Here is a 14749-nt window from a genome sequence, read left to right as displayed (position 1 = left end):
CAGATGCCGGACGGCTGGTAATACGCACCGATGGCGGTACAGTAGCGGCCTTTTTCAGGCGGAGGCGTGGCGATGGACAACAGAGGGTTGGAGAAGCTCGATCAGTGGCTGCTCAAGTACGGTAACGATGACTCGATCCTGTCCGCCAGCGAGCTAGACGGTTATTTCGCCGCCATCGTCTCCAGCCCGCGCCAGGTCGCGCCTGTCGTCTGGTATTCGGCGATCTGGGCCGACCAGCCGCCGCAATGGCCGAGCGACAAGGATGGTGAGCGCTTCATGAAGCTGGCCGTCGAGCTGATGAGCGAAGCCGCCTACATGCTTGCCGAAGAGCCGGACGACTACGAAGCGATCTTCCTGGCCGACAACAACGGCAAGGGCGAGAAGCTGATCGTCTCCGAATGGTGCGCGGGTTACCTGCGCGGCGCCGCAGTCGCCGGCTGGCTCGATGCATCGCTGCCGGAGTCGGTGGCGGCAGCTCTGGCGCTGATCACCCTGCATGGCGATGAAAGCGGCAGCGAGACGCTCAAGGCCATGACCGATGCCGAATACGAAGCCAGCACAGCGATGCTGGAGCCGGCCGCCGTCGAGCTTTACGAGTACTGGCAGCAGAACCTGGACCCGCTGCTGCCGGTACGCCGTGATGACGCCAAGATCGGGCGCAACGACCCGTGCAGCTGCGGCAGCGGCAAGAAATACAAGCAGTGCTGCATGCGCTGACCGGTCGCTGTCAGCATGCCTGGCGAGCGAGCCCCGGCGTCGTGCTCAACTGCAGCACGGGTCCTCGCTCATCGCCAGCAGCTCCGGCCGGGTGCCGAAAACCTGCATCACGTCATTCATCGACATCCACCAGTCGTCGTGCCACTTGAGTACGCGCAGGCGTTTGTTTGCCGTGCTCAGCTGTCGATAGCTGGGCAGGCTGGAGCTGCTGAACAGGTGCGGCAGCAGGACTTGGCATAGCCAGCTGCGCAGACGTTCAGCGCGTGGGCTGGTGCTGCTCAGGCTCAGGCGTAGCAGGTTCTCCAGGTCGATCATGGCTTGAGGCGTTTCCTCGTTGCCGAAGAGGATGCCCTCCGGTCGACAGTGAAGCAGCAGGGCGGCTTGTTCGTCGGCCAGTTCCAGGGCCTGGCAAACGGTCTGCGCGACGAACCAGAAACGGCCGTCGGCGGCGCGCTGCACGGTGAGACGAATGTCTTCGAAGACGGGGTTGATCGGACTGGTCATGGCGCCCTCCCTAGTGCATGAAACAACGGCCTGTTGAATGCGATGAAACCATGAATTTCATTTAATATACAACTGACTGTTCAATCAAGCATGGAAGCGGAATTTAACGTCCGCGTCCATGACCGAAAAAACCGAATTCGCCCAGCGCCTGCGTAGCGCCATGATTGCGGCTGGATATCCAGATCGCCCCGCCGTGCTCGAGCGCGAGTTCAATTCGCGTTACTGGGGCCGTTCCGTGACCTTCCAGGCGGTTTCCCGCTGGTTGCGTGGCGAGGCGATACCGTCGCAGGACAAATTGCAGGTGCTTGCCGAGTGGCTGCGTATCGAACCGCAGGTACTGCGCTTTGGCGCACAGGCCGGTGCTGCGGTACGCGAGCAGCGTGGCCGTTGGGAAGATCCCAAGTTCTATCAGGAACGCGAGGTGATCGAGGCCTTTCTGGCTCTGCCTGCTGCGCAGCGCAAGGTGGCACGCGAAGTGGTGATGGCCTTGGCTGTTGTAGCCAAGGCCGAGAAGAAGCCCAGCGAGCACTGAACATGCACCCACTTGGCTCAGAGTGTGTCAGCCGGCGTTACTGACGCGGTGCGGTGCTGGTTTCGGCCGCTGCAGACCACACGCGGTAGCGCACTTCGACATCCTTCGGCGCGTAGATCACCAGTGGCAGCTTGCTGTTGTAGCGCACCAGTTGCGGCTCACCGCCAACGCGCACGAAGGCCTGCTTGCGGCTGCCGTCCGGGCAGGCCATCAGCGTACTCATGGCCGGGCCGACCTGGCCCAGCTCGTAGTAGCTGTAGCCCCAGCCTTCCACGGTCTTTTCCTGCCACTGACCGCCCAGGCGTTGCTGGTTGCAATCCACTTCCAGGGTCTTGCCGGCGATGATCTCAACCTTGTGCTCGGCTTCATTGCTTTGCGCCGGCAGCTCGATCACATGGCGGCTGTAGCCGTCGGCAGCGGCGGGGTAGGGCTTGAGCGCCTCCGGGGTGGCGGCGCAGGCGACCAGCGGCAGGGCGCAGGCGAGGGAGAGCAGCGGCAGTTTGAGTCGGTTCATGATGATTCCTTGCTGAAAGGCCTTTTGGGCCGTCCGTGATGAGGGAACCGCCAGGTCGGCGGCGCAGCACTGACCGTTGTGAATAGGCCAAGTTCCTGCGCTTTTCAAGCCGGTGCGCTGCTGTCAGCTCAGCGTCAGGCGAACACGAAGTACTTACGCACCGTTTCCACCACTTCCCAGGTGCCTTTCATGCCGGGCTCGACCACGAAGATGTCGCCAACTTTAAGGTGAATCGGCTCCATGCCGTCCGGGGTGATGATGCAGTAGCCTTCCTGGAAGTGGCAGTACTCCCACTTCAGGTACTCCACGCGCCATTTGCCGGGCGTGCAGATCCAGGTGCCCATGATCTTGCTGCCGTCTTCGGAGGTGTAGGCATTGAGGTTGACGGTGTGCGGGTCACCTTCGATGCGCTCCCACTTGCAGGCATCGACGACGGGCATCGGTTGAGTATCGCGCAGAACGGTGATCGGTTTGTTGGCCATGGGGCGCTCCGGTGAGTGATCAAAGGGGCGTTCACCATAGAGCGGGGGCAGGGCGGTCGATTGTCTGGGGTCGACACGGGGCTGCTCATTCGCGCAGTGCGCGAGACTTTCTAGCGCTGAAAAAACCAAGGCCGGCTTATCAGGCCGGCCTTGTGGGGCTGCGCGTTCCATCGAGTCATACGACGTTCTCGATCAGTTCATCAGGAAGGTATCAGGCGGTGCGGTTTTCGATAAGGCGATCGGAGCCACCCTCAGCGACGCGGTTCTCGATCAGGCGATCGGAGCCACCTTCGGCGACGCGGTTCTCGATCAGGCGATCGGAGCCACCTTCGGCGACGCGGTTCTCGATCAGGCGGTCGGAACCACCTTCGGCAACGCGGTTTTCGATCAGACGATCGGAGCCACCTTCGGCGACTACAGGTTGAGCGGAAGAAGCGGCAAATACGTTGGCTGCCAGTACGGAGAAAGCAAAGCTGAGGATGAGTTGGCGTTTCATGATGTGGTGCTCCAGGGGGTTGTGGTTGGGTATGGAGCAGATCTTACGCACTGGATTTTTTCAGAGAACTTCATTGGCATGATGGTGAACATCGATGCCGGTGATAGCTGGCGAAAGCCCAGTTATAGAAGGCTTCCAGCTGTTTCATGAGCGTCGCTGGGGCCCTCTCATGGTGAGCGTCGGGCTCGACCAGACTGCTGGCATGTCGACAGCAGCGATAGTGATTCTGCCCATTCGTGGCCTGAGCTATGATGCGCGCCCTTCGTCCTCGCGCCCCTGTCATCATGTCCGGCAATGCCCTCTATACCGATCTGTCGGGTTACTACGATCTGATGTGCGCGGACATCGACTACGCCGCCCAGAGTCATTGCGTACACCGCTTGCAACAACTGTTCGGCAACGGCGGCAAGCGCCACCTCGATCTGGCCTGTGGCACCGGTCCGCATGTGCGCCATTTTCTCGATGCCGGCTACTCCAGCAGCGGCCTGGACATCAACCAGCCGATGCTCGACCGCGCCGCCCAGCGCTGCCCCGAGGCACGCTTTGCCCGGCAGGACATGTGCGGTTTTCAGGTCGACGAGCCGCTGGACCTGATCACCTGCTTTCTCTACTCCATCCACTACAGCGCCAGCATCGAACGGCTCAAGGCCTGCATCGCCAGCGTGCACGGCGCCCTGGCTCCGGGTGGGGTGTTCTGCTTCAACGCGGTGGACAAGCTGCGCATCGACAATGCCTCGTTCGTTTCCCACTGCGCAGGGCATGCTGAAGGGCAGTTCCGCTTCAGCTCCGGCTGGTACTACCGCGGTGAAGGCGAACAGCAGGCTCTGCGCCTGCGCATCGAACGCACCCTCGCCGAACAGACCGAGGTCTGGCACGACGAACACCCGATGGTGGCGGTGAACTTCGCCGAGCTACAGAGCCTGCTGGCGCCGTACTTCGAGGTGCAGGTGCTGGAGCACGACTATCAGCGCCTGGCGCTGTGGGATGGCAGCTCCGGCAACGCGCTGTTTGCCTGCACCAAGCGCTGAGGCGAGGCAGCGTCATCCTCGGCCTGGCCATTGCCTCACGCCGGCTCTTCGACGCGCTCGGCTTGCAATGAACGCTGCAGCTCGGCCACCAGCGCATCGACCTTGCCCAAGGCTTGTTTGACGGACTCGGCAAGCAGTTCACCGCCGACTTCCTGACCTTCGATGGCAATCTGGTGCACGCGGGTGATGCCGATGAAGCCGAGCGCAGTGATCAGGTTCGGCTCCAGATGGTTCATATGCGCCATCTCTCCGCCCACATCGAAACCGACGCCGCCGCGGGCCGTGAGGATCACCGCATGGCGCGGCCGGTCGGCCAGCCTGGGTGCATAGGGATCGAGCGGGTTGCTTTCATCCACGTCCACTGTGCGGCCGGGGCGCACCACCTGGTCGATCCACGCCTTGAGCGCGGCGGGCATGCCGAATGGCCAGTAGCGTTGCACGCATTCGCTTCTTGACCGTCAGTCGCAGTACTTGAAAACCACCGCTTCTGTTGGTACTGCAACAATGTGTGAAGCCCTCTATAAAAAAGCCCCGCACTAGGCCAAGGCGCTGGCTTAATCTGTTGATGAAGATCGCTAACGTCATGATCTGAAAGCCAAAAAACAGAAATCCCCAGCAGAAAATATCTCTGCTGGGGATTTTTGCGTCCAGGGCCCATAACCGCAGGCCATCGGGAAATCTTTCAACAGATTTCCCCAACGGCTAGGCACTAGGCGGGGCTTTTAGTTTCTCTCGCTACCCCGAACATCCATTCTCAGGCAAAGCGCTTTCTAATCTGTCCTAACGGACTGGACCCAGGAATCAATCCCAGCTCAACGCCCCACCAGTCTGATACTCGATCACACGGGTCTCGAAGAAATTCTTCTCCTTCTTCAGATCCATGATCTCGCTCATCCACGGGAAGGGGTTGGTGGTGCCCGGGTACTCTTCCTTCAGGCCGATCTGGGTCAGGCGGCGGTTGGCGATGAATTTGAGGTAGTCCTCCATCATCGCTGCGTTCATGCCCAGTACGCCGCGTGGCATGGTGTCACGCGCGTATTCGATCTCCAGCTGGGTGCCCTGCAGGATCATCTGGGTCGCTTCGTCCTTCATCTGGGCATCCCACAGGTGCGGGTTTTCGATCTTGATCTGGTTGATCACGTCGATGCCGAAGTTCAGGTGCATGGACTCGTCACGCAGGATGTACTGGAACTGCTCGGCAGTGCCGGTCATCTTGTTGCGGCGGCCCATTGAGAGGATCTGGGTGAAGCCGCAGTAGAAGAAGATGCCTTCCAGTACGCAGTAGTAGGCGATCAGGTTACGCAGGAACTGACGGTCGGTTTCCGGGGTGCCGGTTTCGAACTTGGGATCGGAGATCGAGCGGGTGTACTTCAGGCCCCAGGAGGCTTTCTTCGCGACGCTCGGGATCTCGTGGTACATGTTGAAGATCTCGCCTTCATCCATGCCCAGCGATTCGATGCAGTACTGGTAGGCGTGGGTGTGGATCGCTTCCTCGAAGGCCTGGCGCAGGATGTACTGGCGGCACTCGGGGTTGGTGATCAGGCGGTACACGGCCAGCACCAGGTTGTTGGCAACCAGGCTGTCGGCGGTGGAGAAGAAGCCGAGGTTGCGCATGACGATGCGGCGCTCGTCTTCGGAGAGACCGTCGGTGCTCTTCCACAGCGCGATGTCGGCGTTCATGTTCACTTCCTGCGGCATCCAGTGGTTGGCGCAACCATCCAGATACTTCTGCCAGGCCCAGTCGTACTTGAAGGGTACGAGCTGGTTGAGGTCGGCGCGGGCGTTGATCATCTGCTTGTCGCCGACCTGTACGCGCGCGGAGGCGCCTTCGAGGTCGTCCAGGCCTTCCTGGATGTCGAGGTCGTTCAGGGCTTTCTTGGCGCGGGCCACGGCCTCGGAGTCGTTGGCGGCGACGGCGCGGGCCTGCTCGACCGAGCCGGCAGCTTCGCTGTCGAGCTTGTCGAAGTTGGTGCCGGCGCTCTGTGCGTTGGCATTGCTTGCGGCGGCTGCTTCTGCGCCGTCTTCCTTGTCGAATTCATCCCAGCTCAGCATGGCTTGGCTCCTGCGTGAGGGCCGGCGAATAAACCGGCCTGTATGGATATACAGATAATTTGAATTATGTTCCGTTGCGTGATGCGCGCAAGGGTAAAACGGGTACCACTGGTCAGCAGGCGGTGGATTGCTGGCTGACCGTTGCCCCTCGACCCGGGGGAGGGGCGGGAATTTTGGGGGGAGGGTTGGCGGTTCTGCTCGGGCTTTGGGTCGCGGCTAAAGCCCCTCCCACATATACAAGCCGAACCGCTTGCCCTCTCCCTAACCCTCTCCCGCAAGCGGGAGAGGGGATCGATCGGTGTGTTGCTCTAGCTTTTCATCCAACCTTCGAGCGTGTAGCTGAGCGAGTGAGCGCTAGGCGCCTGGTAGGTCGGAGCCCCTGAGCGTACTTCAGTACGTGATGGGGGCCGGCCTACCTGGCAACGACGCGGGCGCCGCTCAGATCCACGCGAAAGCCTTCACTGACAGGCTTCGCAGTCTGGTTCGTCGATGGCACAGGCCTTTGGTACTGGCGCCGGGGCCGGGGCGGCCTGCTGGGCAGGCGCCTGGGCCTTGGCCGAGAAGCCTTCGTCACCACCAGCGGAAACTGCGTTGAGCTTGCCGGTGTTGATGGTGGACTTCTCGGTGCTGGTGGCGGCCAGGGCGCGGAGGTAGTAGGTGGTTTTCAGACCACGGTACCAGGCCATGCGGTAGGTCACGTCCAGCTTCTTGCCCGAAGCGCCGGCGATGTACAGGTTCAGCGACTGAGCCTGGTCGATCCACTTCTGGCGACGGCTGGCAGCGTCGACGATCCACTTGGTTTCCACTTCGAAGGCGGTGGCGTACAGGTCTTTCAGGTCCTGCGGGATGCGCTCGATTTGCTGCACGGAGCCGTCGTAGTACTTCAGGTCGTTGACCATGACGCTGTCCCACAGGCCGCGGTTTTTCAGGTCGCGCACCAGGTAGGGGTTGATCACGGTGAATTCGCCGGAGAGGTTCGATTTCACGTACAGGTTCTGGTAGGTCGGCTCGATGGACTGCGACACGCCAATGATGTTGGAGATGGTCGCGGTCGGCGCGATGGCCATGATGTTCGAGTTACGAATACCTTTCTTCACGCGCTCGCGAATCGGCGCCCAGTCCAGCGACTCGGAGAGGTCGACGTCGATGTACTTCTGGCCACGGGACTCGATCAGAATCTGCTGCGAATCCAGCGGCAGGATGCCCTTGCTCCACAGCGAGCCTTCGAAGGTGCTGTAGGCGCCGCGCTCTTCGGCCAGGTCACAGGAGGCCTGGATGGCGTAGTAGCTGATGGCTTCCATCGACTTGTCGGCGAACTCGACGGCAGCGTCGGAGCCGTAGGCGATGTGCTGCAGGTACAGGGCGTCCTGGAAGCCCATCAGGCCGAGGCCGACCGGACGGTGCTTGAGGTTGGAGTTCTTCGCCTGCGGCACGCTGTAGTAGTTGATGTCGATGACGTTATCGAGCATGCGCACCGCGGTCTTCACGGTGCGGCTGAGTTTCTCGGTGTCCAGCTTGCCGTCATTGATGTGGTTGACCAGGTTGACCGAACCCAGGTTGCAGACGGCGATCTCGTCCTTGTTGGTGTTCAGGGTGATCTCGGTGCACAGGTTGGAGCTGTGTACCACGCCCACGTGCTGCTGCGGGCTGCGCAGGTTGCACGGGTCCTTGAAGGTCAGCCATGGGTGGCCGGTCTCGAACAGCATCGAGAGCATCTTGCGCCACAGGTCTTTGGCCTGGATGGTCTTGTACAGCTTGATCTTGCCGTACTCGATCAGGGCTTCGTAGTACTCGTAGCGCTCTTCAAAGGCCTTGCCGGTGAGGTCGTGCAGGTCCGGTACTTCGGACGGGCTGAACAGGGTCCACTTGCCGTCTTCGAAGACGCGCTTCATGAACAGATCCGGAATCCAGTTGGCGGTATTCATGTCGTGGGTACGACGACGGTCGTCACCGGTGTTCTTGCGCAGCTCGAGGAATTCCTCGATGTCCATGTGCCAGGTTTCCAGGTAGGCGCAGACCGCGCCCTTGCGCTTGCCGCCCTGGTTGACCGCCACGGCGGTGTCGTTGACCACTTTCAGGAATGGCACGACGCCCTGGGATTTGCCGTTGGTGCCCTTGATGTAGGAGCCCAGCGCGCGCACCGGCGTCCAGTCGTTACCCAGACCGCCGGCGAATTTCGACAACATGGCGTTGTCGTGGATGGCGCCATAGATGCCCGACAGGTCGTCCGGCACGGTGGTCAGGTAGCACGACGACAGCTGCGGACGCAGGGTGCCGGCGTTGAACAGGGTCGGGGTCGACGCCATGTAGTCGAACGAGGACAGCAGGTTGTAGAACTCGATGGCACGGTCTTCGCGGTTCTTCGGCTCTTCGATGGCCAGGCCCATGGCCACGCGCATGAAGAACACCTGCGGCAGTTCGAAACGGATGCCGTCCTTGTGGATGAAGTAACGGTCGTACAGGGTCTGCAGGCCCAGGTAGGTGAACTGCTGGTCGCGCTCGTGGTTCAGCGCCTTGCCCAGTTTCTCCAGGTCGTACTCTTTGAGTTTCGGGTCGAGCAGCTCGTACTCGGCGCCTTTTTCCACGTAGGCCGGCAGGGCCTTGGCGTACAGGTCGGCCATCTCGTGGTGAGTGGCGCTGGCAGTGATGTTGAGGAAGCTCAGGGCCTCGGCGCGGATGTTGTCCATCAGCAGGCGGGCGGTGACGTAGCTGTAGTTCGGCTCACGCTCGACCAGGGTACGGGCGGTCATCACCAGAGCGGTGTTGACGTCCTTCTCGGCCACGCCGTCGTACAGGTTCTTCAGGGTTTCGCGCTCGATCAGGGCGCTGTCGACCTCGGCCAGGCCTTCGCAGGCTTCTTTGATGATGGTCTGCAGACGGCCCATGTCCAGCGGCTGCAGTTCACCGCCGGCGGTGGTGATGCGGATGCTCGGGTGCGGCTGGGCGATGTCGCTGCCGGCACTGGCCTTGCGCTTGTTGGCCTGGGCTTCACGGTAGATCACGTAGTCACGGGCGACTTTCTGCTCGCCGGCACGCATCAGGGCCAGTTCGACCTGGTCCTGGATTTCTTCGATATGAATGGTGCCGCCGGACGGCATGCGACGCTTGAAGGTGGCGGTGACCTGCTCGGTCAGGCGCGCGACGGTGTCGTGGATGCGCGACGAAGCGGCGGCGGTGCCGCCTTCTACTGCGAGGAAGGCCTTGGTGATGGCGACGGTGATCTTGTCATCGGTGTAGGGGACGACAGTGCCGTTGCGCTTGATCACACGCAGTTGGCCGGGCGCGGTGGCAGCCAGATCCTGGGAGGATTCAGCGGCCTGCGGCGCCACGGCCTGCGGGTTCTCGCGAGTAGTGTCGGTATGCATGGAGATCTCCGTGTTCTGTAATTTTAGGTGGGACGACACGCGTGCTTGTCGTGCTCTGTCCGCCATTCATTCCATCAACAACTCGGGCCGTGCGCGGCAGCGACGCCGGGTACGGGGTGTTGCAAGAGCGGGCAGGGTGGGCACGACTTCAAGTGCCGTCCTGGCGCATCAGTCACAGCGGGGCATTACCACACCCCGCCTACTAAATATAGTGGTCGACTGGCGGATAAGACCGCTGTCTGACCGGCTTACGCGCAACGTCGGGCGTTGCCGCGTGGTTGTGACCCAAGGCAGGCCTGGATCAGGTCGAAACCTTTGGCCGGAGCCTCTGAAAGACCCTGTGGAAAGGGCTTGCACGATTGGCTCTGGTAGTGTCCGGTTTTTAGCTTTGACCCAATATCTGGTGGGTGCCGTGCGATGGGGGTACAAGATAGTGCGCTGTTGGAGGTATTGCAAGGCGCTGAAAGAAGAGCAGCCTGTGGATAAGGTGTGGGCGTCTTGTGGGTGTGAACGGTGTAGCCCGCATGGTCTCTGGCTCTGGCTGCTAATGACCCAGACTGTGTAAAAACGCAGGCACCAATCTTGATATGATTTGACCAGACTTCATCTCAGCAGGAGATGCCTGTGCGGCGATTCATTCAAGGTGAAAATCGGACTCAAGTTACCTTGCTCCCAGAGAGTTTGGACGACTACGTGTCGGACACTAATCCGGTGCGGGTAGTCGATGTATTCGTCTCTGAGCTCGACCTAGGCAAGCTGGGTTTTGACGGTGTCGTACCGGCGGAAACAGGTCGGCCCGCCTACCATCCTGCTGACCTGCTCAAAATTTATATCTACGGTTACCTCAACCGCATCCAATCCAGCCGTCGCCTTGAGCGAGAAGCTCAACGGAACGTCGAGCTCATGTGGCTGACTGGACGCTTGATGCCGGACTTCAAAACCATCGCCAATTTTCGAAAAGACAACGGCAAAGCTATCCGCGCTGTTTGTCGTCAATTTGTGGTGCTGTGCCAGCAGGTTGGCTTGTTCTCTGAAGCTCTCGTTGCAATCGACGGAAGCAAATTTAAGGCGGTCAATAACCGGGATCGCAACTTCACTAGCGCCAAGCTCCAGCGGCGCATGGAAGAAATTGAATCGAGTATCAATAAGTACCTGAGCGCACTCGATACCGCAGATCGTCAGGAGCCTGTCGTTTCGCAACTGAAGGCCGAGCGACTGCACGGCAAGATAGCTGCGTTGAAAATGAAGATGCAAGAGCTCAAGGAAATCGAGGTACGACTTAATGAGACGCCGGATAAACAGATATCGCTGACCGATCCTGATGCTCGCTCGATGAAGACCCGAGGCACGGGCATCGTGGGCTATAACGTGCAAACAGCGGTAGATACAAAGCACCATTTAATCGTGGCTCATGAAGTGACCAACGACGGCAGTGACCGAAGCCAACTAAGTCCAATGGCCAAGCTGGCGAAACAGGCCATGGGGGCAGAAAAACTATCGGTGGTGGCCGATCGTGGCTACTTCAAAAGCGAAGAAATATTGGCCTGTCAGCAGTCGAATATAACCGTACACGTGCCAAGGCCTATGACCTCAGGGGCCAAGGCAGATGGGCGATATGACAAAGCTACTTTTATTTACGACACCGAAACCGACGAGTACAAATGCCCAGCAGGGCAGCGCTTGATTTGGCGGTACGCCAGTATTGAAAAGGGGCTGAAACTCCACACTTATTGGAGTTCACATTGCCAGAGCTGCGAGCTGAAAGCGCAATGCACGCCCAGCACGCAGCGACGCGTAAGGCGGTGGGAGCATGAAAGCGTGCTGGAAAGTATGCAGCATCGCCTGGATCAGGCCCCCGAGATGATGCGTATCCGTAAACAGACCGTTGAGCACCCCTTTGGAACGCTCAAAGCCTGGATGGGCGCTACCCATTTTCTGACCAGAACCTTGCCTAGGGTCAGCACTGAAATGAGCTTGCATGTGCTCGCCTACAACATGAAGCGGGTGATCAAGATAATGGGTAGCGCAGCGCTGATGGAGGCAATAGCTGCCTAAGGCAAAATGCCTTTTCGGCTCGCCTGGCGCCCGTACAGCCCGTTTCTTGTAGTTATGCGACCAGGAAGCTTCAGAATCCCACGTATGGCGTAGAAGGCCAGTGACCAGCTTTCTAGCGTATCTCGGTGGCCGCTCTACCGGTCAACACTTCTCCGCTGCGTTTTTACACACTCTGGACCGTTCGTCGCCCCTGGAGGAAGGATTTCCGCGAGTTGGCGAAGCTGTTTGGCGGTGCACAGACTACCACTATATATAGTGCTTTTGGCATGTGCTGTGCTTGACCAGCGGGTGCGCTGCAGCTACGGGTTTGCTGCTCGCGCCAAGCGCCTGTGCCCCCTAGAATGACGGCCGTGTTTGCGGTGCTTGCCGGTAGGCAGAGAGGAGAGGGCGTGGAACAAGAAGGGTGGCAGATTCTGATCGTCGAGGATGACCAGCGCCTGGCGCAGCTGACCCGCGAGTATCTTGAAGGCAATGGCCTGCGTGTGGCCATCGAGGCCGACGGTGCCCGTGCGGCGGCGCGGATTCTCGCCGAGCAGCCGGATCTGGTGATACTCGACCTGATGCTGCCGGGCGAGGATGGCCTGAGCATTTGCCGCAAGGTGCGCAGCGGTTACAAGGGGCCGATTCTCATGCTCACCGCGCGTACCGAAGACATGGACCAGGTGCTGGGGCTGGAGATGGGCGCTGATGACTACGTGTGCAAGCCGGTGCGCCCGCGTGTGCTGCTGGCGCGTATTCGTGCATTGTTGCGCCGCCGTGAGGGCAGCGACAGCGAGCGTGATGAAGGTCAGCCGCGTCGCTTGCAATTTGGCCCGCTGGTCATCGACAGCGCCATGCGTGAGGCCTGGCTGGGTGAGCAGGGCATCGAGCTGACCAGTGCCGAGTTCGACCTGCTGTGGCTGCTGGCAGCCAACGCCGGGCGCATCCTCTCGCGCGAGGAAATCTTCAATGCCTTGCGCGGTATCGAGTATGACGGTCAGGACCGTTCCATCGACGTGCGCATCTCGCGTATCCGTCCGAAGATCGGTGATGACCCGATGCATCCACGGCTGATCAAGACGGTGCGCAGCAAGGGCTATCTGTTCGTCGCCGAAGCCGCCGAAGCCTTGCCGGCGGGTGATGCAGCGCCGAGCCTGGGCGGTTGATGCGGCGGCCATGAACTCGATCTTCCTGCGTATCTATGGCGGCATGCTCGCCGCGCTGGTGCTGGTGGCGTTGCTGGGCGTCGGTACCTTGCACCTGGTCAACGAGGTGCGCGGTGATCAATACCGCGAAGGCCTGGCGCGCGGGACCTTCCGCCTGATGGCCGACAACCTGCTGCCAATGACCGAGGTGGAGCGCAAGCGTGCCCTGGTGGTGTGGTCGCGTCTGCTCGGCATTCCGCTGGAGTTGCAGGCGCTGAGCGCCGTGCCGCTGGACAGTAGCGAGCGCAACCGCCTGCAGCGCGGTCATGTGCTGGTGCGGCAGACTGGCCCGCATTCGGCCAAGGTCTATGGCCTGCTCGATGACAAGCAGCCGCTGCTGCTGACGGGCGAGATTCAGCAGATCAGCGAGCAGTTGGCGCGGGCGACCAACTACCTGCTGATCGATGAGCTGGTGCGCTACCCGGTGCATGAGCAGCCGCAGCGTCTGGCAGAATTGAAGGCAGCCAAGCAGTTCGGCTTCAATCTGCAACTGGTGCGGCTGGAAGACGCCACCCTCGACCTCGACCAGCGTCGCCGCATCGACGAGGGCGATACGGTGATGGCGCTGGGCAAGGGTGGCGACTCCATCTACGTGTTCTCCGGCATCGTCGATACGCCCTGGGTGCTGGAAATCGGCCCGCTGTACCAGATGAACCCCTATCCGCCGCAACTGCTGGTGCTGATCGGCGCGTTGGGGCTGAGCCTGATCGGCCTGATCGTTTACCTGCTGGTGCGTTCGCTGGAGCAGCGCCTGCGTGCCCTGGAAAGCGCCGCCACGCATATCGCCAGCGGTCGCCTGGATGCCCGCGTGCCGACGCGCGGCGCGGATTCGGTCGGGCGCCTGGCCAGCAGCTTCAATGCCATGGCCGAGCACCTGCAGACGTCCCTGAGCACCCAGCGCGAGCTGGTGCGTGCGGTGTCCCACGAGCTGCGCACGCCGGTGGCGCGCCTGCGTTTCGGCCTGGAGATGATCGCCGACGCGCCGAACGAAAGTGCCCGTCGCAAGTACATGGACGGCATGGACAGCGATATTCAGGACCTCGACAAGCTGGTCGACGAGATGCTGACTTACGCGCGCCTGGAGCAGGGTTCGCCGGCGCTGAACTTCCAGCAGGTGGAGCTCAAGGCGCTGATCGATCAGGTGATCGACGAGCTGGCGCCGCTGAGCAACAAGGTGCGTGTGGAATGTGGCGCGGTGCTCAGTGTGCAGGGGGATGGCGCCTGCTGGGTCGAGGCCGAGCCGCGCTACCTGCACCGCGCGTTGCAGAATCTGGTGAGCAACGCCATGCGCTATGCCGAAGGCAAGGTGCTGATCAGCTGTCAGGTCGGCTACAAGCGTTGCCGCATTGATGTCGAGGACGATGGGCCGGGTGTACCGGAAGAGGCCTGGGAGCGTCTGTTCAGTCCCTTCCTGCGTCTCGATGACAGCCGCACGCGGGCCTCTGGCGGGCATGGCCTGGGCCTGTCGATCGTGCGCCGGATCATCTACTGGCACGGCGGCCGGGCGCAGATCGGCCGTAGCGACGGCCTAGGCGGTGCGCGTTTCAGCCTGGTGTGGCCGCGACAGCAGGGAGAGTAAGGCGCGATTGCGTGTTGGACCTGGTGCGCTGTGCGCACCGATTTTTTGCCTGCGCTGTAGCCCAATGAGATGGACTCCTCCCTCCTACGGCGTCATTGCGCCAGACTGTAGGTTACGAAACAAACAATCCCGGAGGGGGAGCCCGCATGAAACTTAAACGCATAGGCGTGGATTTGGCAAAGCAGGTTTTTCAAGTTCATGGTGTCGACAGCCATGAGCAGGTCAAATGCCGCAAGCAACT

At 60.9% G+C, this 14749-nt stretch carries 12 protein-coding genes and 2 pseudogenes; 7 read left to right on the top strand and 7 right to left on the bottom strand.

Annotated elements, in window-relative coordinates; genetic code table 11:
* The first annotated feature begins 72 nt into the window (after window positions 1–72).
* Window positions 73–717 carry a YecA/YgfB family protein gene (locus DBO86_RS16000; RefSeq protein ID WP_108234192.1) on the top strand — a complete coding sequence of 215 codons (645 nt, stop codon included), beginning with the start codon at window positions 73–75 and terminating at the stop codon, window positions 715–717.
* A 45-nt stretch (window positions 718–762) separates the two neighbouring features.
* Here the strand turns inward: DBO86_RS16000 and DBO86_RS15995 are convergent, their stop codons facing one another.
* Window positions 763–1221 carry a BRO family protein gene (locus DBO86_RS15995; RefSeq protein WP_104728070.1) on the bottom strand — a complete coding sequence of 153 codons (459 nt, stop codon included), beginning with the start codon at window positions 1219–1221 and terminating at the stop codon, window positions 763–765.
* A 118-nt stretch (window positions 1222–1339) separates the two neighbouring features.
* Here DBO86_RS15995 and DBO86_RS15990 point away from each other — a divergent pair, with 118 nt between their 5' ends.
* Window positions 1340–1753, top strand: coding sequence for a transcriptional regulator (locus DBO86_RS15990; protein ID WP_003462249.1), 414 nt, complete (start codon window positions 1340–1342; stop codon window positions 1751–1753).
* A gap of 37 nt (window positions 1754–1790) precedes the next feature.
* Here the strand turns inward: DBO86_RS15990 and eco are convergent, their stop codons facing one another.
* From eco to DBO86_RS15975, 3 genes and pseudogenes are all read right to left on the bottom strand, one after another.
* Window positions 1791–2267 (bottom strand): serine protease inhibitor ecotin, encoded by a 477-nt coding sequence (gene eco / locus DBO86_RS15985; RefSeq protein WP_003462244.1) that lies wholly within the window; start codon window positions 2265–2267, stop codon window positions 1791–1793.
* 134 nt (window positions 2268–2401) lie between these two features.
* The gene (locus tag DBO86_RS15980) at window positions 2402–2749 is read right to left on the bottom strand and encodes a cupin domain-containing protein (RefSeq protein WP_108234191.1); all 348 of its coding nucleotides are present in this window, start codon (window positions 2747–2749) and stop codon (window positions 2402–2404) included.
* A gap of 214 nt (window positions 2750–2963) precedes the next feature.
* Window positions 2964–3245: pseudogene (locus DBO86_RS15975) on the bottom strand (phage infection protein); the annotation flags it as partial.
* Window positions 3246–3529: 284 nt separating this feature from the next.
* Here DBO86_RS15975 and DBO86_RS15970 point away from each other — a divergent pair.
* Window positions 3530–4273, top strand: a complete 744-nt coding sequence (locus DBO86_RS15970; protein ID WP_108234238.1) for a class I SAM-dependent DNA methyltransferase — start codon at window positions 3530–3532, stop codon at window positions 4271–4273.
* Between the two features lie 35 nt (window positions 4274–4308).
* On the opposite strand, the pseudogene DBO86_RS15965 reads toward DBO86_RS15970, so the two are convergent.
* The 3 genes and pseudogenes from DBO86_RS15965 to DBO86_RS15950 all read right to left on the bottom strand — a co-directional run.
* Window positions 4309–4695 (bottom strand): annotated as a pseudogene (locus tag DBO86_RS15965) (NAD(P)H-dependent oxidoreductase); the annotation flags it as partial.
* Window positions 4696–5074: 379 nt separating this feature from the next.
* Window positions 5075–6325: a ribonucleotide-diphosphate reductase subunit beta gene (locus DBO86_RS15955; protein WP_108234190.1), complete on the bottom strand. Its 1251-nt coding sequence runs from the start codon at window positions 6323–6325 to the stop codon at window positions 5075–5077.
* A 458-nt stretch (window positions 6326–6783) separates the two neighbouring features.
* Window positions 6784–9690 (bottom strand): ribonucleoside-diphosphate reductase subunit alpha, encoded by a 2907-nt coding sequence (locus DBO86_RS15950; RefSeq protein ID WP_108234189.1) that lies wholly within the window; start codon window positions 9688–9690, stop codon window positions 6784–6786.
* Between the two features lie 624 nt (window positions 9691–10314).
* Here DBO86_RS15950 and DBO86_RS15945 point away from each other — a divergent pair.
* From DBO86_RS15945 to DBO86_RS26770, 4 genes are all read left to right on the top strand, one after another.
* Window positions 10315–11745 (top strand): IS1182 family transposase, encoded by a 1431-nt coding sequence (locus DBO86_RS15945; RefSeq protein WP_003291599.1) that lies wholly within the window; start codon window positions 10315–10317, stop codon window positions 11743–11745.
* Window positions 11746–12134: 389 nt separating this feature from the next.
* Window positions 12135–12890, top strand: a complete 756-nt coding sequence (locus DBO86_RS15940; protein ID WP_108234188.1) for a winged helix-turn-helix domain-containing protein — start codon at window positions 12135–12137, stop codon at window positions 12888–12890.
* Between the two features lie 10 nt (window positions 12891–12900).
* On the top strand, window positions 12901–14508 hold the full coding sequence (locus DBO86_RS15935; RefSeq protein WP_108234237.1) for an ATP-binding protein: 1608 nt from the start codon (window positions 12901–12903) through the stop codon (window positions 14506–14508).
* Between the two features lie 146 nt (window positions 14509–14654).
* The coding region (locus DBO86_RS26770) for a hypothetical protein (RefSeq protein WP_244185501.1) at window positions 14655–14749 on the top strand (95 nt) is incomplete at its 3' end.

It is taken from the genome of Ectopseudomonas oleovorans (assembly GCF_003052605.1).
GTDB lineage: Bacteria > Pseudomonadota > Gammaproteobacteria > Pseudomonadales > Pseudomonadaceae > Aquipseudomonas > Aquipseudomonas oleovorans_A.
The sequence above is the reverse complement of the archived record's forward strand: the minus strand, read 5'-3'. Positions and strand labels throughout refer to the sequence as shown.